This window comes from Clostridium drakei (assembly GCF_000633595.2).
GTDB lineage: Bacteria > Bacillota > Clostridia > Clostridiales > Clostridiaceae > Clostridium_AM > Clostridium_AM drakei.
Window position 1 is genome coordinate 364 of sequence record NZ_JIBU02000032.1, and the last position, 19,199, is coordinate 19,562.

Here is a 19,199-nt window from a genome sequence, read left to right on the forward strand (position 1 = left end):
GCATTAGAACTTCTTAATGAAGTGAGTTTTCCTTCACAGCATATATCAGCCGGAATACAGCTGAAAGTTACTTCGCTTACGTCGCAATATGCTCATTAATTGAATTATATTAAAGGTTATTTCTTAATTTTATTTAAATCTTTTTATATCTTCTAATCCTTGATAAATTTCTTCTTTTGAAAAGTTATTTTTAAGTAATTCTTCATCACTTTTCTTTAGCAATAGATTATAGAAATCACAGGATGCTTCATATATTTCTGGTGAATTATTTTTTTCTAATTCATGAAAAATTAAGTTTTCAGCTTCATTATAATTCCCTTTATTATATAAGCTTTTTAACACTATTTTAAATATGTCAATGGAACCCATTTGATCAATATTAATTGTTTCGCTGCTTTTTTCTTCTTTATTAAACAAAACTTTTGCACCTATTTTTCCAAGACCTTTCATAAGCTCTTCAAAATAATCCATAGCTTTAACCCTTCTTTGTTTATTTATAATTTTATAGTGAATTAGAATATATGTCAAAATACAAGGAAGAACTAAAAAATTTTATTTTATCTTACTTGCATTATATTTAGCTCCTAATTGGTATAAATCAATACTAGTGACTTGTCCTTTTTCATTGGTATTAACAGTTAGATTACCATCAAAACTTCTGAAGTAAAATTTGTTTTTAGATTCAGGGAACATTTCACATTTTGGCTGGCCTGCAAAGATAAAATAAAGATGCCCATCTTCACTTGTTATAGAACCAGTTACTCCTAAATCTTTAAAAGAATATTCTCCAACATAGCTATTTGATAAATTGTTATCAAGTTTTATAACTTCTTTTGCTTTTGGCATTTCATATTTATATCCAAGGCATACATTAGTTAATACACTACTTATTGAATCTACATGATAATATCCTATATTGCTTAGTATAATTATAGTTAAATCCTTATCTGGTATTCTTTCTATATTGCTTGTAAATCCTAATACATTACCACCATGATAAATTTCGTGTAAATCAGGTGAGTCGTATATCATCCAACCATAACCATAATAGTCTAAATTATCACCCTCAGACATTGCTACATGTTTGGAAAACATTTTATCTAAGGTTTTTTCGGTTAATAATTTATGTTCTTTTAAGGATCTATCCCACTTATATAAGTCTTCTGTACAGGAATATAGTGCACCTGCACCATAAAGTGCATTAAGTGATGATTTATCGCTAATAGGGGAGACATCCAGGTATCCTGTATATCCATTAGAATTATAATTCTTTATTGTACCATTATAACCCATACCTGTATGGTTCATATTAAGAGGTTTAAAAATATTATTTTGAAGGTAATCAGCATAGCTCATTCCACTAACTTTTTCTACTATATATCCTAGTAAAATGTAACCTGAATTAGAATATTCAAATTTACTTCCAGGTTTAAAATAAAGTGGTTTATCTTTAAATAAGTTAATTATATTTTCAATTTTTTTGGAATCTTCAAGTTTCATATTTAAAAGTGTAGGAGTAACATTTGCCAGACCAGATGTATGAGTAAGTAGATTGTCTATAGTTATTTTATCCCCATTTGGAAAATCAGGAATATACTTAGAAACTTTATCCTGCTCATTTATCAATCCTTTTTCAACTAACTGCATTATGGCTGTTGCTGTAAATTGTTTTGTCATTGACCCTATAGCAAATGTTGTATGATTTGTATTTTTAATGTTTTGATCAAAGTTTGACATATTATATCCTTTGTCAAGAAGTATATTACCGCCTTTAGCTACAAGTACACTTCCAGAGAAATTATAAAGTTTTTGTTCGGCAGTTAGGTAATCATCTAGTTTTTTAGAAATATCTTTGTCACTTGAAAGGCTTGGAGTATTATTAAAATAGGCTTCAGTATTTTTTTGAATATCAGATATATTTACTGTATTACTGTCACTATCAAAGTCTACTACTTTATTGAGCACTTCACTAAAAAATTGTAAAGGTACAAATACTTCTACATTATTAACAAAGGATTTGGTTGATAAATTAATAGAAGAACCATTTAAGGTTACATTTTTATCACCATTGTGAATTTTTATTGTATTTTTATTGCTTGTTATCGTAGCATACCCAGCTCCTAATTGAATATTTGAAGTAGCATCCATTGCCTTTATTATAGGAGTAAGTGGAAGCATAACCTTTGAGTTTGAATCAAAATAAGTATCATAACGATCAACTGAAATAGATTTTCCGTTAAAATTAACTTTAATGGAATCTGATTGATTTGCTGTAGCAACCACAGTTGATTTTGTGTTGGCAGAAGTACCTTGTGCAGCACTTACAAAAGTTACATTAGAGCATGTAATAAATATTGATATTAATAGATAGGAAAAAGTCTTTTTAAACATTATTCATCGTCCTTTCTTATGTCCATGACTATATATTTTAATATTTAGATCTATTTATCCAATTTTACTTTTTTATAAACAAAAACAAGTAAAATTGAAGAAATAATAAGCCATACAAAAATGTTTAATAAATTGTATTTTAAATCTAAGAAACCTTTACCTTCAGATATTTTGTAAATTGCAGCTAAAGTGTGATAAGTAAAGCAAAGGTTCGCAATACTTTTTAACACAGAGTTAATTCCAGAAAACATAGGAATCAGCATTAATATCATAATAATTGGAGTAGAGGCAATTCCTGTTTCCATTTGACTCTTGCAAAGAAGTCCAATTATTAATCCTAAGATTATTATAGTAATAGATGAAATTAAGGATATTATTATATACAAAAATAAGTTTACATTGGGTGCATTTACTATAAAAAATACAATCAAGCTTGAAACCATGCATGAAAGTAAGGAAATTAAAGATTTTCCAATTAAAAATTCAATTGGAGAAAGAGGGGAAAGCATAAGTGTCCTTAAAGTGTTTTTTTCTTTTTCTTCTGCAATCAAGCAGGCTGCAGATGAACACCCTACCATTGCCAGGGTAAGAAGTAAGCAAATTTCTAAGGAAGTAATTTTAGGAATGTGAGTTCCCATCATTTTACCATATAATATAGCAAATATAATAGGCATCATGTACATAACTAAAACATTTGGATTTTGAAAAAAATCTTTTAATTCTTTAATAAATAGAGCGTTAACTCTTCTAAGTGAAAAATCCATCTATAATTCCCTCCCAGTTAATTTCAAAAATATTTCTTCTAAATTTGGCTCTTTTGAATGAATGGATAATAATTGTCCACTTTTCATCCAGGTATTTATTTTCTCTCCACCAGTTTCATCATTTTTTATAGTTATTAAATCATCAATTTCTTTTAATCTAACTTCTATACAATCTTCAGCATACTTTTGCTTTAGCTTGAGAGGGGCATTCATTTCAACTATGGTACCTTCGTTTAAAAAAGCTACCCTATGACAAAGCTTATCTGCTTCCTCCATGTTGTGAGTGGTTAGAAATATAGTAGTACCATTTTTGTTAAGTTCTTTAAGAAGTTTATGGATTTCATTAGAAGTACCAGGGTCTAATGAAGAAGTAGGTTCGTCTAAAAATAAAAGTGAAGGCTTGTTAAGTACAGCTCTAGCTAGTAAAAGTCTTTGCTTCATTCCTTTAGACAGCTTTTTAGCCTTAGTTTTTTTATCCTTTAATAGAGAAACTTTTTCTAAGATTTCATCTATATATTTTTCATCTATATCATATATCTTAGCAAATAATTGCAAATTTTCATACACAGAAAGTCTTTCGTATATTCCACTAGTATCGGTAAGAACGCCTATATGCTTGAAAATGTTTCTATTTAAAGAATAAATATCTTGGTTGAGAACTTTTCCTTCACCAGAAGAAGGTAAAAGCTGAGAGGTTAACATTTTTATTGTTGTAGTTTTGCCAGCACCACTAGGACCTAAAAAACCAAATATTTCTCCTGATTTTATTTCAAAATTTAACCCGCATAATGCTTTTTTATCTTTGAAATTTTTTGTAATGTTTTTCATTACAATTACATTGTCCATATAAAAGCTCCTTTCATATATCATCTTATGATTACCTGCTTTGTTTATATTAAAGATTATATGATATTTACAACTATTGTTATATATAATTTCTATGAAAGGAGCAAATAAGCTGTTAAATCATACATATTTCAGTATGAGGGAAGCTTCTAAACTGGTTAATATTACGTTAAAAAGATATAAAAGGAGAAATATAATGGTTATTTGGAGCTGCATTTTAAAACATACCTAAAATTTTAAAATATCTTTTAGTTCATTTATTCTTCCCTTGGAGAGAGGAATAGAAGTTTTGTTTTTATCATCTAGTATAAGACTATAGCTATTTCTTGTCCATGTAACTACTTCTCTAACTCTCTGAAGGTTAACTAAATAAGAACGATGGCATCTAAAGAATCCAAAGTATTTTAACCTATTTTCAAGTTCCATAAGTGTTAAGGTACAAGGAAACTTTTCCTCACCAACATTTAAATAGCTTGTACCATTTAAACTCTCTATAGATATAATTTCTGTAGGATTAAGTAAAATAATTTTTTCATCTACTTTTGCAGGGATTTTATCTATTTTAAAATATGGAGAATCTAAATCTTCTTCACTATTGGATTTTTCATCAGCTTCATTATTAGATATATCTGTTTCCACAGTATTAAGTCCTTTTTCATCTAAAATATAAGTTTCACCACCTAATAAAATAATATCTTCTAATGATACAGAAGTAGCAAGAATGGAAATCCCTAAACTGCAAATATAAGGTATACATTCTCTTATAATTAGGGTACTTTCTCTATCAATGTTTAGTGTAGCTTCTTGCATTAAGATAAGTTTACAATTACTAAGTAAAGCACGTGCGATGCTTAGCCTTTTCTTTTGTGAATAAGTCAGAGACTTTATTTTTTTATTTGATATGTCAAATAACCCTAATTTAATCAATATTTCTTTTATAGAACTTTGAGAGTTGTAAATTTTTTTAAAGAATTTCATGTAATCATAAATTTTTAACCTTCCATACATGCCATCATTGCTAAATGTAACAGCGATAATATTTTTTATGTTAGTGCATTTACTAATTTGTATGTTTTCTATATAAATATTTCCTTTAGAGAAATTAGTTTTTCCTAAAATCAAGTTAAATAGAAGATTTGAAGTATCATTAGAACATTTTATACCTATGCATTTTCCATGGTTTAAGGTCAAATTTAAATTGTTTAATAATCTTAAATTTCCACATTCTTTGGATAAATTTTCTATATTTAAAAGAGTCATTAATACACCACCTAAGATAAAGTATATATTTAGATTATACTATGAATTGGAAAGAAATTATATTGATAACGTATACGATAGAGAAGTTGTATTAATAGGATTGTTTTGTTAATTCAAAATATGGCTTAATTAGGCATCTAAAATATGTGTTTTTCATATAATAAAAGAACATCTTAATAAAAAGTTTACAATTTTAATAAGGTTTTTTTAAGGAAACTCTAGTAGAATATGCTGTGAAGATTAATGCAGAGAGGTAAGTTACATATGATAAAAAAGTACTTGCAAAATGAAAATTACTATAAGATCACAATAACTTTAGGAATATTCTTATCTATAATTTGGATAGCTGTGGTAAATACAAAATTAGAATCTGATTTTAAATATTATTATGAGATAGCAACAGATATTGCTAATGGTCTTACATGGGGAGATACTTATACATCAATAGGATATTCAATTGTTCTTGGAGGCATATTCAAGTTATTTGGTGCTAGTCTACTAAAAGCTAAAATATTTAATATTGTTCTTACTTTTATATGCTATGTGTGTTTTATGAATATATTAAAAAAGTTAGATATAAATGAAAAAGATAGAAGAATTATATTTGCATTATTTGTATTTTTCCCAAACAACATATTTTATAACAGTATTCTTGCTACAGAAATATTATTTACTGCAATTTTACTCATTATAACACTTATTTATTTTACTAAATGTAGATACAAATACATACTTATGGGTATTCTATGTGGTTTAAATACTATGATAAAGCCATTTTTTCTAGTATTTTTCTTTGCTGTATTTTTAATTGAATTTATTATTAATAAAAAGTTTTTTGGAGCACTAAAAAATTCTTTAATTATATTGATTGTGACATCACTAGTAATAGCACCATGGGTTTATAGAAATACTAAGATGATGGGTGAATTTACTTTTGTGTCCAATAATGGTGGAATAGTTTTATATATAAACAACAATTCAGAGAATAAGTTTGGAAGATGGATGCCAGTAGAAAATGTTAAAAATTCTATTGTAGACACAAAAGAATATAAAGAAGCCAATGCTACAGAAAAGGATAAGATGCTAGCTAAGGCGGCTAAAAGCTGGATAAAAACTCATCCAATACGTTTTATAGAATTAGGCTTTGAAAGATTACTTAATAATTATTTTTTAGGTGATGATATTTTATATGTTACATATGGAACTGGAATGAAAATTTATGTTATTGTTATCTTATTTATAATAACTAATATTATAAGAAACATTATATTTATTCCTGCTGTTATATACATTTTAAAAAAGAGTTTTGCTATTTTAAACCATATTATTAAAAGAAAAAATTATGAATTAGATAAATTTGAATTGTATAATATAGTTTTATTTTTTATGTTTAGTACTATATATTTTTTAACAGAAGGACAAGGAAGGTATGCTTTTCCAGAAATTTTTATAATGGTATATTCTTTTTACTACTTTAGGAAGGAACGAAAAATAGTAAAAAAATTAAAATAATGTAGTGATTGTTTAGCCTAATGTTCTGTGCAAATCAAGGTTATTTTAATTTTAAAATATGGATTATCTTAAAATTAACTTTTAAGATAGTCTTTTTTTATTTATTGAATATGTAAATAAATTACCCAAACAAGTAAAAATATTACTAATTATAAAGTCAATAAAATAAGGAAAGTAAACAAAATAATCAGAAAATTCTAACCTAATATATTATAAAATGAAAGAGTAAAAATAATTTAAATTTATGGAGGTGCTTTTATGGGACAAGAAGCATTGGGAATGATAGAAACAAAAGGACTAGTAGGAGCAATTGAGGCAGCAGATTCAATGGTAAAGGCAGCAAATGTAGCTCTCATAGGATATGAAAAAATTGGATCAGGACTTGTAACAGTTATGGTAAGAGGAGATGTAGGTGCGGTAAAGGCAGCTACAGATGCTGGAGCAGCTTCTGCCAAACGTGTAGGAGAAGTAGTATCTGTACATGTAATTCCAAGACCACACACCGATGTGGAGAAAATATTACCTAAAGTAGTAGAATAATATTTTTAAGGGGTAATGAATAATGGATAATAACTTGATTGCAACCGTTTTAGAGGAAGTTAAAAAAAGAATAAATATAGATGGTATGGATAAAGAACAAATCAGTAAAATTGTTCAAAACATAGCATGTCAAATGTTAAGTAATGATGTTAAAGAAGAAAAGATTCAAGTGAAAAAAATTGAAGAAAATAAAGTTAAAGAAAAAAAGGAGGTAAATGCAATGAGTGCACCATCACCAATAACAGAGTTTGTAGGTACAGCAAATTATGGAGATACAGTTGGACTAGTTATAGCTAATGTAGATACTTTATTACATGAAAAAATGGGATTAGATAAAAAATATCGTTCAATAGGTATAATAAGTGACAGAACAGGTGCAGGCCCTCAAATAATGGCTGCAGATGAGGCTGTAAAGGCTACAAATACGGAAATAGTAAGTATTGAATTACCAAGAGATACAAAGGGTGGAGCTGGACATGGTGCTTTAATCATATTCGCTGCAGAAGATGTATCTGATGCTAGAAGAGCTGTAGAAGTTGCTCTTAAAGATACAGATAGAACTTTTGGAGATGTTTATGGATTTGATGCAGGACATGTAGAGCTTCATTATACAGCAAGAGCAAGTTTAGCTTTAGAAAAAGCTTTTGGTGCTCCACTTGGAAAGGCATTTGGAATAATTGTTGGTGCTCCAGCAGGTATTGGAGTTGTAATGGCAGATACAGCATTAAAAACTGCCAATGTAGATTTAGTAAGTTATGCAAGTCCAAGCCAGGGAACTTCACTTACTAACGAGGTTATTATAACAGTAACTGGAGATTCAGGTGCTGTTAGACAATCAGTAATTGCTGCTAGAGAAGTAGGAATTGCACTTGCAAAATCAATGGGCCAAGATCCTGTATCAACTACAGGTGAACCATATATTTAAGATTTAGTTGATCAGTGAATAAATAGTAGTGCTTAGTTAATTAAAAAAGGTGGTGCTGAAATTAATGAAAAGATCTAAAAGGTTTGAAATATTGGAAAAAAGGCCAGTACACAATGATGGATTTGTAAAAGAGTGGCCAGAAGTAGGACTTATTGCAATAGGAAGTCCTAAGGACCCAATCCCAAGTGTAAAAGTAGAAAATGGTAAAATAATTGAAATGGATGGTAAGAAAAGAGAGGATTTTGATTTTATAGATACTTTCTTAGCCGATCATGCTATTAATATAGAAAATACTGAAAAGGCTATGGCAATAGATTCAATTGAAATAGCTAGAATGCTTACAGATATAAATGTTCCAAGAGAAAAGGTAGTTAAAATAGCTACTTCTATAACACCTGCAAAGCTTGTTGAAGTAGTGGACAAGCTAAATGTAGTTGAAATGATGATGGCTCTTCAAAAGATGAGGGTTAGAAAACATCCTTCAAATCAAGCTCATGTTACAAATTTACGTGATAATCCTATTCAAATTGCAGCAGATGCAGCAGAAGGTGCTTTGAGAGGATTTGATGAAGAGGAAACAACAGTAGGTATAGTAAGATATGCTCCATTTAATGCTGTTTCAATTCTTGTAGGATCTCAAGTTGGAAGAGCTGGAGTTCTTACTCAATGTTCACTTGAAGAAGCAACTGAACTTAAACAAGGTATGCTTGGATATACTGCATATGCAGAAACTATTTCTGTATATGGAACTGAACCAGTATTTGTAGATGGTGATGATACTCCTTATTCAAAAGCTTTCTTGGCATCAGCTTATGCATCAAGAGGACTTAAGATGAGATTTACATCAGGAACAGGTTCAGAAGTTCAAATGGGATATGCAGAAGGAAAATCAATGCTTTATTTAGAAGCAAGATGCATAATGATAACAAGAGGTGCTGGAGCTCAAGGCTTACAGAATGGTTCTGTTAGTTGTATAGGTGTTCCTGCAGCAGTACCAGGAGGCATAAGAGCAGTACTTGCTGAAAACCTTATAACTACAATGCTTGATTTGGAAGTTGCTTCAAGTAATGACCAGACCTTCACTCATTCAGATATAAGAAGAACTGCAAGAACTATGATGCAATTCTTACCAGGAACTGATTTCATTTGTTCAGGATACAGCTCAACTCCAAACTATGACAATATGTTTGCAGGATCTAACTGGGATGCAGAAGACTACGATGATTGGGTAGTTATGGAAAGAGATTTAAAAGTTGACGCAGGTCTTGTTCCAGTAAAAGAAGAAGATGTGATAGCTGTTAGAAATAAGGCAGCAAAAGCAATTCAAGCTTTATTTAAAGAACTTGGACTTCCAACTATAACTGATGAAGAAGTTGAAGCTGCAACTTATGCTCATGGTAGTAATGATATGCCAAAGAGAAACGTTGTAGAAGACTTGAAAGCAGCACAAGATATGTTATCAAGAGGTGTTACAGGTCTTGACTTTGTAAAAGCTCTTCACAAAGGTGGATTCCCTGATATAGCTGAAAGAGTTTTGAGCTTATTAAAACAGAGAATAGCAGGAGACTATCTTCATGCATCAGCTATATTTGATGAAAACTTCAATGTAATAAGTGGAGTTAATGATCAAAACGATTATATGGGACCTGGAACAGGATATAGACTGGATGGAGAGAAATGGGAAAAGATTAAGAACATAGATTTTGCTTTAGATCCAGATAAAATGTAGAGGGGAGCGGTTAAGTATGGTAAATTCAGTATCTAACGAGGAATTAATAGAATTGATAACTAAACAAGTTTTGGATCAATTGACATCTAACAATTCAAATGCCTCTAAAACTTCCAGTACTGTTTCAAGTGTTGGAAAAATGAAATTAGAGGAATTAGGTAATGCTGAAGTTGGAAAGAGAAGCGATGAAGTAGTTGTAGCATTAGGCCCAGCTTTTGGAAAATATCAAACTGAAACAATAGTAGGAATTCCTCATGATGATGTAATAAGGGAGGTACTTGCAGGGATAGAAGAAGAAGGAATTACTCCAAGAGTTGTAAAAGTTTTACGTACATCAGATGTATCTTTTATGGCTCATGATGCTGCTGAAATAAGCGGTTCTGGAATAGGTATAGGTATACAATCAAAAGGAACTACGGTTATACACCAAAAGGATTTACAACCGCTAAATAACCTTGAATTATTCCCACAAGCACCATTAATAGATAGAGAAACTTTTAGAGCTATAGGTAAAAATGCTGCTAAATATGCTAAGGGAGAATCACCAGATCCAGTTCCAGTTAGAAATGATCAAATGGCAAGGCCAAAATATCAAGCTAAATCAGCAGTACTTCATATAAAGGAAACTGAGCATGTAGTTAAAGGCGCAAAGCCTATAGAATTAAAAGTAGTTTTTGAATAGGGGTGAGATTATGGATAATAATGCTTTAGTAGAACAAATAGTTAATCAGATTTTAAATAAAATGTCATCTGGTGAAAATTTAAAACCAGCTTGCGAAGTTAAAAAGAGCTGCGATACTCTTACAGATGCTGACTACCCACTAGCTAAAAAGAGAAGTGACTTGATAAAAACAAGGAGTGGCAAGACTTTTGATGATATAAATATGGAAAATGTTTTAAATGGAAGTGTAACTCTTGATGATATAAAGATTACTCCAGAAGTTCTTTTATATCAAGCTCAAATAGCAGAATCAATAGGCAGAAACCAGTTTGCAGAAAATTTAAGAAGAGCAGCTGAACTTACATTTGTACCTGATGATAGAGTACTTGAAATATATAATGCATTAAGACCTTATAGGTCAACAAAACAAGAACTTTTGGACATAGCAGATGAACTTGAAAATAAATATAATGCCAAAATTTGTGCTTCCCTTGTTAGAGAAGCTTGTGAAGTGTACGAAAAGAGGGAAAAACTAAGAGTTTAGGTAGGTGGTCTAAGTGAAACTTGTAGCAGGAGTTGATATAGGAAATTCTACCACAGAAGTAGCCATAGGTGATATAGAGGGCAAACTTAAATTTTTAACAAGTAGTATAGTAAAAACTTCAGGAGTAAAAGGGACTCTAGATAATGTTGCAGGTATTTTAACGGCTCTTAAAGATGCTTGTAACAACTTAAACAAGAATATAAGTAATCTAGATGTTATATGTATAAATGAGGCTACTCCAGTTATTGGTGATGTTGCTATGGAAACTATAACAGAAACCATAATAACTGAATCTACTATGATAGGACATAATCCTGATACTCCAGGAGGTGTGGGAGTAGGAACAGGAAGAACAATATTTTTAGACGAATTAGAAAGAATTCATGAAAATGATAAAGTAATATGTGTTATTCCTAAAAATGTGGATTTTGAAACTGCAGCTAAAAAATTAAATGAAGGTTTTCAAAGAAATTTGGAGATAACAGGTGCAATAACACAGGGTGATGATGGAGTTATAATATGTAACAGATTGAATAAAAAAATACCAGTTATTGATGAAGTTTCTTACATAGATAAGGTACCTATGGGTATGCTTGCAGCTGTAGAGGTTGCAGAAGTAGGAAAAACAATAAAAACTCTATCTAATCCTTATGGACTTGCTACTTTATTTAATCTTTCACCAGAAGAAACTAAGCATATAATTCCTATATCAAGAGCATTAATAGGAAATAGATCTGCAGTAGTTATAAGGACTCCTGAAGGAGATGTAAAAGAAAGAGTTATACCTGCAGGGAAACTTATTTTGTTTGGAACTTCAGAAAAGAAGGTTTCTATTGAGGAAGGTTCTGAAGGTATAATGAAAAGCTTAGATGAAGTATGGCCTCTTAATGATGTAAGTGGAGAGGCAGGTACTAATGTAGGTGGAATGATAGAAAGAGTAAGACAGATAATGGGTGAACTTACATCACAAAATATTGAAGATATAAAAATACAGGATATTTTAGCTGTAGATACTTTTAAACCTCAAAAAGTGCAGGGTGGACTTGCTGGTGAATTTGCACTAGAAAATGCTGTAGCATTAGCGGCAATGGTTAAGACTAGTAAGCTGCCTATGGAGAATATAGCAAGAAAATTGCAGGAAAGCACAGGTATTAAAGTGGTAATTGGAGGGGTAGAGGCCAACATGGCAGTGCTCGGAGCATTAACTACACCTGGAACAGATAAGCCTCTTGTAATACTTGATATGGGAGGAGGATCTACAGATTCTGCATATATAAGTAAAGAAGGTAAGGTAAAATCCATTCATCATGCAGGAGCAGGAGAAATGGTTACTATGTTTATAAATTCAGAACTTGGTATTGAGGATTATAACTTATCTGAAGATATAAAAAAATATCCTTTGGCTAAAGTAGAAAGTCTTTTCAATTTAAGATATGAGGATGGAACTGTGTGCTTTTTCCAACAACCTTTAGATGCTTCATTATTTGCAAGGAATGTAGTTGTAAAGAATGATGAGATGATTCCAATACCAACTAAGGATTCTTTGGAAAAGATAAGGCTTGTTAGAAGAGATGCAAAGAAAAAGGTATTTGTAACTAACGCTATAAGAGCTCTTAGAGATACAGCACCAAATGGAAATTTAAGAAGCATAGAGTTTGTGGTATTAGTTGGAGGATCGGCTCTTGATTTTGAAATTCCAGAAATGGTGTCAGAAGAATTATCTCATTATGGTATAGTTTGTGGAAGTGGAAATATAAGAGGAATAGAAGGGCCAAGAAACGCTGTAGCTACGGGACTTGTGTTATCTTATTATAACAATTTGAGAGGGTAATTATTATGGTAAATGAAGTTTTGGATAGGCCAAGTATATTAGTATGTGTAGAAAATCAGCAAGAATCTCTTTTTAAAGAGATTCTTGCTGGTATAGAAGAAGAAGGAATACCTTATGATTTAATAGAAAAGCCTATAGAAAAAAAGAATTTTGTAGAAAAAATTTATTCTCTTTGTCATAAGTCTAGAATGGGCATAGCTGTTGGTGTGCAGGAAAGTACAGTAGTACTTCACTACAACAAATTAAAAGAAGATAAACCATTGTTAGATATAAAATTAAATTTTTATGAAAAAGAAAAAGCAAGAAAGATAGGTTCTAATGCAGCTAGGTTGTATAAGTCAATGCCATTTAAAGATGTAAATGAATCAAATGGAGCAGATGTAGAACTTATAGAAAAAATATCAGCAGCTGTAATGGATATATTAAAGAATCGATAAATTTGTGAGTAAAAGGGGGCATTTTTATGAAAGAAGCCCTGGGGCTTATTGAAACTATTGGTATGGCTGCAGCTATAGAAGCAGCAGATACTTGTGTAAAATCCGCAAATGTAGAACTTATAGGATATGAATTAACAAGAGGACAAGGTATGGTAACAGTTAAGATTAAGGGTGATGTAGGTGCGGTAAAGGCGGCTGTAGAATCAGCAAAAGTTAGTTCAGCAAAAGTAAACAAGGTTGTATCCACTTTGGTAATACCAAGACCAGCACAGGGAATTCAAGGTATTATATCGTCTGATTCAACTGTTGGTATTGAAAGAGAAGAAGACAATAAAAAACAAGCTTTGAAAGACAACAAAGAAGTAGAGATAGTTAAAGAAGAAGCCAAACAAGATGAAAAAAATAAAGAAAAGACAGTTACAGAGCAAAAAGAGACATTAAATATTCAAAAAAAAACAGAAAAAGAAGAAGTAGAAAAAAAAGAAGAAATAGTTGAATCTAAAGAAAATATAAAACAGCAAGAATTAAAAGAGGATAGCGAAACATGTAATATTTGTCATGATGCTGCGTGTCCTCGTAGAAAAGGTCAGCCTAAGAATATGTGTATACATTATAATGAAATGCAAGGTGATATAAATGGCAGAGATTAAAAAAGAAAAACTTATAGCAGATATAGTAGAAAATATAATGGGGAAATATCAAATAAAGAATACAGAATTTTCAATTCCTGTAGGAGTATCTAATAAACATATACATGTAACTCAAGAAGATTTAGAAATTTTATTTGGAAAAGGTTATAAACTTACAGTGAAGAGTCCAGTAAAACAAATTGGTCAATTTGCAGCTAATGAAACTGTAACTATAGCAGGACCAAAAGCAGCTTTCCATAAGATAAGAATACTCGGACCTGTAAGAAGTTATAGTCAAATAGAAATATCTAGAACAGATAGCTTTACTCTTGGAATAAAAGCACCAGTAAGAAATTCAGGTGATCTTGAAAACTCTGAAAGCTTATGCGTAATAGGTCCTAAAGGTATGATAGTGTTTAGAAATAAAGTTATATGTGCAAATAGACATATACACATGCTTCCACCTCAAGCAGAAGAGTATGGTGTGAAAGATGGAGATTTGGTTCAGGTTGAAACTGATGGACCTAAAGGAGTAATATTTAAAAATGTTCTCATAAGAGTAAGTACAAAATCTGCATTGGAATTTCATATAGATACAGATGAAGCTAATGCAGCTGAAATTAAAAGTAATGAGTTCATAAGTATTATAGGCAAGAATAGGTGATTGATATGGATAGTTTAGATAAGGCTAATAATTTTATAAAGAATATGGAGAAAACCTTTGAAACTCCTCAAGAAATAGATAATAAGACAAAGCTTAAAGTAGGAGTGGATTTAGGTACTTCAAATATAGTAGTTACTGTTTTAGATGAAAATAACAATCCTGTAGCTGGTGAAATGAGAAAAGCATCAGTGGTTAGGGATGGAATAGTAGTGGAATATATAAAAGCAGTTACTATAGTTAGAGAATTAAAGGAAAAGCTGGAGAAAAGACTTAATAGAAAGCTTGATTATGCAGCTACAGCTATTCCGCCAGGAATAGGTGAGGGAAATACAAAAGTTATAACAAATGTGGTGGAATCCTGTGGGTTTGAAGTAACGAGTGTAATAGATGAACCAACAGCAGCCTCAAAAGTACTTCAAATTGAAAATGGAGCTGTTGTAGATATAGGTGGAGGAACTACAGGAATATCTATATTAAAAGATGGAAATGTAGTTTACTCAGCGGATGAGGCAACAGGAGGACATCATTTGAGCTTGGTGATATCAGGAAGTTTGGACATGGAGTATGAAGATGCAGATGAATATAAGGTTAAGTCTGAAAATTATGATACAGTATTTCCATTAGTAAGGCCAGTAATAGAGAAAATGGCTAATATAATTTTGCGTCATGTTAGGGGATATGATGTAAAGACAATTTATTTAGTAGGGGGAACTTGCTGTCTTAAAGGTATTGAAAAAGTAGTGGAGAAATACACGGGTATAGAGACAATAAAACCTTATGATCCATTACTTGTGACACCTATGGGGATATCTATGAGTAGTTCAGCTGTTTAGAGTGTACTAACTAGATAACTTAAAGCAAGGTTTATTTGATTAGTAAAAGAGGTGAGTAATAGATGGAAATTGAGCAATTAATAAAGCCTATAGTTACTCAAATATTAAATATGATGAATAAAAAAATACTATTGCTTATAAGTGGTGGAGCTGTAAATGTAAAAGATATATTTAATACTCTTTCTTCTTATAAAGTAGTACATTATGATATTGTACGTACTGATGGTTCCAGTAAGTCTATACCAGAAGAATGCATAAAAGGTTTAAATGGTAATTTAATAAATTGTAAAAATGACATGGTAAAGGCTATAAAGGAAGCGGATATAATATTAGTACCTGTTATGACTAGAAATACATTAAGTAAATGTGCATTAGGCATATCAGATAATTTAGTTACTCTTGGTATAGCTGAGAGTCTTATGATGAATAAGGAAGTAATAGCAGTAAAAGATAGTTTTGATCCATCCAATAATGTAAATATATCTTTAGGATATTCTAAAAATCCTGTCTACAATAATTTTATCTCAGATTATGAAAAAAGACTTGTATCCTTTGGAGTAAAGTTTATAAACTCAGAACAACTTGATGAAGTACTTAAACAAAAATTAAAATTCGATATAAATATTAACAAGTTTGAACAAAGTATAGATCAAGTTAAAAATAATAACTATAAAGAAAAAGTTCAAGAAGGAAAAATAGATACTTCCAAAAAAGAAAAGGAAAATATAAAGGTTCTATCAGGTGTTTTGACAATGCAGGATATTATAATAGCACTGAATGGAAGTAAAGAATTGCATGTGAAACAGGGAGCTTTGATAACCTCTCTTGCTCAGGATTATATTTATAACAAGGGCATAGAAGTAAAATATTATTAAGGTGTGTAAAGTAAGCTAGAATTTATACTTTTACTTTACATGCTAGTAGCAAAGGAGTAGAGTAGCATGTTTTTAGCAAAGGTTGTCGGAAATGTAGTTTCAACTCAAAAAGATGAAAAGTTTGTGGGTACTAAGCTTCTTATAGTTAAGAAAATGGATGAAAATAGACAATTAATAGGGGAATCTTTAGTTGCTATAGATACAGTTGGAGCTGGAAATGGTGAAATAGTTCTTGTGGTTACAGGAAGTGGTGCAAGGTATGTTGACACTTCAGAAAGAGTAATTCCATCAGATGCTTCTATTATTGGTATTGTGGATTCTGTTGAAGTAACAGACAGTTAAAGGTGGTGGAAATCCCATGAAAATTTATACAAAGACTGGAGATAAAGGAACCACTAGTCTTGTAGGTGGAAGTAGAACTGAAAAAAGTGATATAAGAGTATGGTGTTATGGCACTATTGATGAAACAAATTCAGCGCTTGGAATGGCAAGAAGTCACATAGATGATAAAGAGATTAGGGATATAATACTTAAAATTCAAAAGACACTTTTTGAATTGGGAGCTGAACTTGCTTCAGTTGGTACTGATAATTATAAAGAAAGAATAAAAGAAGAAGATATTAATTTTTTAGAGAATACTGTTGATAAAATGGAAAGTTTAAAACCAGATATCAATGGATTTATAGTTCCAGGTGGAACAGAAGAATCTTCATATCTGGATATAGCAAGGACAGATGCAAGGAGAGCTGAGAGATATATGACAGAACTTATTTCGAAGTATGATATAAGTGAAAAACTTCTTAAATATGTAAATAGGCTTTCAGATGCTATATATGCATTAGCAAGATATATAGATTATAAGGATATATTTGAAAGGGTACATCAAAATGTAGGAAATATTTTGGATAATACAGAAAAATCAAATAAAAATTCAAAAATTGAAAAGCTGGATAGAAATTTTGCAGAATATATAACTTCTCATTGTATAAAGAAGGCAGAGGAAATAGAAGTTTCTATGGTTATATCTATAGTAGACAATAGTGGAAATTTAATTATGTTACAGCGCATGGATGATTCTCTTTTAGGAAGTATAGAAGTGTCTATGGGGAAAGCTTATACGGCTGCAGCTTTTAAAATGGATACAAATGATCTTAAAGATATGGCCGTTCCAGAAGGTGAACTATATGGCATAGGAAATCTAAAAAAGGTAATTACTTTTGGAGGAGGATATCCTCTTAAGATAGGAAATAAATTAGTTGGTGCTATAGGTGTAAGTGGTGGAACTACAGAACAGGACATGCTTATATCCAAATATGGTGTAGAAGTTTTTGAGGAGGTAGTTTTAAATGGAGTTAGAAAGTAATGAATTATCCGTTATAATAGAGAAAGTCCTAAAGGAAATGAATAAAAAAGAGTTTGGTAAGAAAGAAAGCGATGGCATATTTGATACCATGGATGAAGCTGTAGAGGCATCTTATGAAGCTCAGAAAAAGTATTCAAGTTATTCATTAGAGCAGAGAGAAAAAATAATAAAAGCCATGAGAAAAGCAATTATGGATAATGCTATGGAAGTAGCAAATTTGTGTGTAAAAGAATCAGGAATGGGCAGAGTAGATCATAAATATTTAAAACTCAAATTAATAGTTGAAAAAACCCAAGGAACAGAAATTTTAAGACCAGAGGTTTATACAGGTGATAATGGTCTTACACTTATAGAGCATGGAGCATTTGGAGTTATAGGTGCTATAACACCATCTACAAATCCAGCAGCTACAGTAGCTTGCAATAGTATATGCATGTTAGCTGGGGGGAATACAGTAGTATTTTCACCACATCCAGGAGCATTAAATTCATGTCTTACTACCATAAGAATATTAAATAAAGCTATTAAAGAAGCAGGTGGACCTGAAAATCTTATAACTTCTGTAAAAGCACCATCAATAGAAAACACAAATATTATGATAAACCACAAGAGAATAAGACTTGTAGTAGCAACTGGTGGACCTGGAATAGTTAAATTAGTTTTATCATCAGGTAAAAAAGCTATAGGTGCAGGAGCAGGAAATCCTCCAGTAGTTGTAGATGAAACTGCTGATATACCAAAAGCAGCAAGAGACATAATAGCAGGCTGCAGCTTTGATAATAATTTACCTTGTATAGCAGAAAAAGAAGCTATTGTAGTAGAGTCTGTTTATGAAGAACTTATAAAAGAATTTAAGAAGAACAGAGTTGTATATGAACTTACTGATGAGGAAGCAGAAAAATTAGTAGGTAAAGTTTTAAATTATGATGAGAAAAACAAAAAGTATTCTATAAATAAAAAATTTGTAGGAAAAGATGCTAAATACTTATTAGAAAGCATTGGAAAGGATGCAGGTACTGGAGTTGAATGTTTGATCTATAGAGCAGAAAATAGTCATCCATTTGTACAAGAAGAACTTATGATGCCAATTTTACCTATAGTAAAAGTAAATAATGTAGATGAAGCTATAGAAACAGCAGTAGAAGATGAACATGGAAATAGACATACTGCTATGATGCATTCTAAAAATATAGTTAATTTAACTAAGATGGCAAGAGCTATAGATACTACTATATTTGTAAAGAATGCACCATCTTATGCCGGAATAGGCTTTGGTGGTGAAGGACATACAACTTTCACTATAGCAGGACCTACAGGAGAGGGAATTACTAATGCATTAACATTTACAAGACAAAGAAGATGTACAATGGTTGATTCTTTTAGAATAGTATAATT

At 30.9% G+C, this 19,199-nt stretch carries 20 protein-coding genes; 15 read left to right on the plus strand and 5 right to left on the minus strand.

What is annotated here, in order from left to right; translation table 11 throughout:
* Positions 1-129: 129 nt before the first annotated feature.
* The 5 genes from EG57_RS0216455 to EG57_RS0216475 form a co-directional block, all read right to left on the minus strand.
* Positions 130-471, minus strand: a complete 342-nt coding sequence (locus EG57_RS0216455) for a DUF6483 family protein (protein ID WP_032078277.1) — start codon at positions 469-471, stop codon at positions 130-132.
* 81 nt (positions 472-552) lie between these two features.
* Positions 553-2,391, minus strand: coding sequence for a serine hydrolase (locus EG57_RS0216460; protein ID WP_242859871.1), 1,839 nt, complete (start codon positions 2,389-2,391; stop codon positions 553-555).
* Between the two features lie 50 nt (positions 2,392-2,441).
* Complete coding sequence (locus tag EG57_RS0216465) at positions 2,442-3,155, minus strand: ABC transporter permease (protein WP_029160595.1); 714 nt, start codon at positions 3,153-3,155, stop codon at positions 2,442-2,444.
* The gene (locus EG57_RS0216470; RefSeq protein ID WP_029160594.1) at positions 3,156-4,001 is read right to left on the minus strand and encodes an ABC transporter ATP-binding protein; all 846 of its coding nucleotides are present in this window, start codon (positions 3,999-4,001) and stop codon (positions 3,156-3,158) included. It lies immediately after the preceding gene.
* A gap of 228 nt (positions 4,002-4,229) precedes the next feature.
* Positions 4,230-5,261: a LytTR family transcriptional regulator DNA-binding domain-containing protein gene (locus EG57_RS0216475; RefSeq protein ID WP_032078279.1), complete on the minus strand. Its 1,032-nt coding sequence runs from the start codon at positions 5,259-5,261 to the stop codon at positions 4,230-4,232.
* A gap of 264 nt (positions 5,262-5,525) precedes the next feature.
* Between EG57_RS0216475 and EG57_RS0216480 the strand changes: the two genes are divergently transcribed.
* The 15 genes from EG57_RS0216480 (at position 5,526) to EG57_RS0216550 (ending at position 19,197) form a co-directional block, all read left to right on the plus strand.
* Positions 5,526-6,773 (plus strand): glycosyltransferase family 39 protein, encoded by a 1,248-nt coding sequence (locus EG57_RS0216480; RefSeq protein ID WP_032078280.1) that lies wholly within the window; start codon positions 5,526-5,528, stop codon positions 6,771-6,773.
* A 258-nt stretch (positions 6,774-7,031) separates the two neighbouring features.
* On the plus strand, positions 7,032-7,313 hold the full coding sequence (gene pduA / locus EG57_RS0216485; RefSeq protein ID WP_029160591.1) for a propanediol utilization microcompartment protein PduA: 282 nt from the start codon (positions 7,032-7,034) through the stop codon (positions 7,311-7,313).
* A gap of 85 nt (positions 7,314-7,398) precedes the next feature.
* On the plus strand, positions 7,399-8,238 hold the full coding sequence (gene pduB / locus EG57_RS0216490; protein WP_200880572.1) for a propanediol utilization microcompartment protein PduB: 840 nt from the start codon (positions 7,399-7,401) through the stop codon (positions 8,236-8,238).
* 64 nt (positions 8,239-8,302) lie between these two features.
* Entirely contained in the window at positions 8,303-9,967 is a 1,665-nt protein-coding gene (locus EG57_RS0216495) for a propanediol/glycerol family dehydratase large subunit (RefSeq protein WP_032078282.1), read from the plus strand.
* Positions 9,968-9,983: 16 nt separating this feature from the next.
* A complete protein-coding gene (locus EG57_RS0216500; RefSeq protein WP_032078283.1) occupies positions 9,984-10,649 on the plus strand; it encodes a propanediol/glycerol family dehydratase medium subunit in 666 nt (221 codons plus the stop codon).
* A gap of 10 nt (positions 10,650-10,659) precedes the next feature.
* On the plus strand, positions 10,660-11,172 hold the full coding sequence (locus EG57_RS0216505; protein ID WP_032078284.1) for a diol dehydratase small subunit: 513 nt from the start codon (positions 10,660-10,662) through the stop codon (positions 11,170-11,172).
* A gap of 13 nt (positions 11,173-11,185) precedes the next feature.
* Positions 11,186-13,003, plus strand: coding sequence for a diol dehydratase reactivase subunit alpha (locus EG57_RS0216510; protein ID WP_032078285.1), 1,818 nt, complete (start codon positions 11,186-11,188; stop codon positions 13,001-13,003).
* Positions 13,004-13,008: 5 nt separating this feature from the next.
* The gene (locus EG57_RS0216515; RefSeq protein ID WP_032078286.1) at positions 13,009-13,440 is read left to right on the plus strand and encodes a glycerol dehydratase reactivase beta/small subunit family protein; all 432 of its coding nucleotides are present in this window, start codon (positions 13,009-13,011) and stop codon (positions 13,438-13,440) included.
* A 26-nt stretch (positions 13,441-13,466) separates the two neighbouring features.
* Positions 13,467-14,090, plus strand: a complete 624-nt coding sequence (locus tag EG57_RS0216520; RefSeq protein WP_032078287.1) for a BMC domain-containing protein — start codon at positions 13,467-13,469, stop codon at positions 14,088-14,090.
* Positions 14,077-14,733, plus strand: a complete 657-nt coding sequence (locus EG57_RS0216525; RefSeq protein WP_032078288.1) for a phosphate propanoyltransferase — start codon at positions 14,077-14,079, stop codon at positions 14,731-14,733. The genes EG57_RS0216520 and EG57_RS0216525 overlap by 14 nt, the downstream gene beginning before the upstream one ends.
* A 5-nt stretch (positions 14,734-14,738) precedes the next feature.
* Positions 14,739-15,566, plus strand: a complete 828-nt coding sequence (eutJ, locus tag EG57_RS0216530; RefSeq protein ID WP_032078289.1) for an ethanolamine utilization protein EutJ — start codon at positions 14,739-14,741, stop codon at positions 15,564-15,566.
* 62 nt (positions 15,567-15,628) lie between these two features.
* Positions 15,629-16,441: a flavoprotein gene (locus tag EG57_RS0216535; protein ID WP_032078290.1), complete on the plus strand. Its 813-nt coding sequence runs from the start codon at positions 15,629-15,631 to the stop codon at positions 16,439-16,441.
* A gap of 66 nt (positions 16,442-16,507) precedes the next feature.
* Positions 16,508-16,783: a EutN/CcmL family microcompartment protein gene (locus EG57_RS0216540; RefSeq protein ID WP_032078291.1), complete on the plus strand. Its 276-nt coding sequence runs from the start codon at positions 16,508-16,510 to the stop codon at positions 16,781-16,783.
* A 16-nt stretch (positions 16,784-16,799) separates the two neighbouring features.
* The gene (locus EG57_RS0216545) at positions 16,800-17,804 is read left to right on the plus strand and encodes a cob(I)yrinic acid a,c-diamide adenosyltransferase (RefSeq protein ID WP_032078292.1); all 1,005 of its coding nucleotides are present in this window, start codon (positions 16,800-16,802) and stop codon (positions 17,802-17,804) included.
* Positions 17,788-19,197 carry an aldehyde dehydrogenase family protein gene (locus EG57_RS0216550; protein ID WP_032078293.1) on the plus strand — a complete coding sequence of 470 codons (1,410 nt, stop codon included), beginning with the start codon at positions 17,788-17,790 and terminating at the stop codon, positions 19,195-19,197. The genes EG57_RS0216545 and EG57_RS0216550 overlap by 17 nt, the downstream gene beginning before the upstream one ends.
* Positions 19,198-19,199: the final 2 nt, after the last annotated feature.

What these genes read in the sequence shown, in the direction of transcription:
- EG57_RS0216520 (WP_032078287.1), top strand. Translation starts at nt 13,467, where the DNA reads ATGAAAGAAGCCCTGGGGCTTATTGAAACTATTGGTATGGCTGCAGCT.
- EG57_RS0216515 (WP_032078286.1), top strand. Translation starts at nt 13,009, where the DNA reads ATGGTAAATGAAGTTTTGGATAGGCCAAGTATATTAGTATGTGTAGAA.
- EG57_RS0216500 (WP_032078283.1), top strand. Translation starts at nt 9,984, where the DNA reads ATGGTAAATTCAGTATCTAACGAGGAATTAATAGAATTGATAACTAAA.
- EG57_RS0216495 (WP_032078282.1), top strand. Translation starts at nt 8,303, where the DNA reads ATGAAAAGATCTAAAAGGTTTGAAATATTGGAAAAAAGGCCAGTACAC.
- EG57_RS0216470 (WP_029160594.1), bottom strand. Translation starts at nt 4,001, where the DNA reads ATGGACAATGTAATTGTAATGAAAAACATTACAAAAAATTTCAAAGAT.
- EG57_RS0216540 (WP_032078291.1), top strand. Translation starts at nt 16,508, where the DNA reads ATGTTTTTAGCAAAGGTTGTCGGAAATGTAGTTTCAACTCAAAAAGAT.
- EG57_RS0216460 (WP_242859871.1), bottom strand. Translation starts at nt 2,391, where the DNA reads ATGTTTAAAAAGACTTTTTCCTATCTATTAATATCAATATTTATTACA.
- EG57_RS0216480 (WP_032078280.1), top strand. Translation starts at nt 5,526, where the DNA reads ATGATAAAAAAGTACTTGCAAAATGAAAATTACTATAAGATCACAATA.
- EG57_RS0216505 (WP_032078284.1), top strand. Translation starts at nt 10,660, where the DNA reads ATGGATAATAATGCTTTAGTAGAACAAATAGTTAATCAGATTTTAAAT.
- pduB (WP_200880572.1), top strand. Translation starts at nt 7,399, where the DNA reads ATGGATAAAGAACAAATCAGTAAAATTGTTCAAAACATAGCATGTCAA.
- pduA (WP_029160591.1), top strand. Translation starts at nt 7,032, where the DNA reads ATGGGACAAGAAGCATTGGGAATGATAGAAACAAAAGGACTAGTAGGA.
- EG57_RS0216545 (WP_032078292.1), top strand. Translation starts at nt 16,800, where the DNA reads ATGAAAATTTATACAAAGACTGGAGATAAAGGAACCACTAGTCTTGTA.
- EG57_RS0216525 (WP_032078288.1), top strand. Translation starts at nt 14,077, where the DNA reads ATGGCAGAGATTAAAAAAGAAAAACTTATAGCAGATATAGTAGAAAAT.
- eutJ (WP_032078289.1), top strand. Translation starts at nt 14,739, where the DNA reads ATGGATAGTTTAGATAAGGCTAATAATTTTATAAAGAATATGGAGAAA.
- EG57_RS0216535 (WP_032078290.1), top strand. Translation starts at nt 15,629, where the DNA reads ATGGAAATTGAGCAATTAATAAAGCCTATAGTTACTCAAATATTAAAT.
- EG57_RS0216455 (WP_032078277.1), bottom strand. Translation starts at nt 471, where the DNA reads ATGGATTATTTTGAAGAGCTTATGAAAGGTCTTGGAAAAATAGGTGCA.
- EG57_RS0216550 (WP_032078293.1), top strand. Translation starts at nt 17,788, where the DNA reads ATGGAGTTAGAAAGTAATGAATTATCCGTTATAATAGAGAAAGTCCTA.
- EG57_RS0216475 (WP_032078279.1), bottom strand. Translation starts at nt 5,261, where the DNA reads ATGACTCTTTTAAATATAGAAAATTTATCCAAAGAATGTGGAAATTTA.
- EG57_RS0216465 (WP_029160595.1), bottom strand. Translation starts at nt 3,155, where the DNA reads ATGGATTTTTCACTTAGAAGAGTTAACGCTCTATTTATTAAAGAATTA.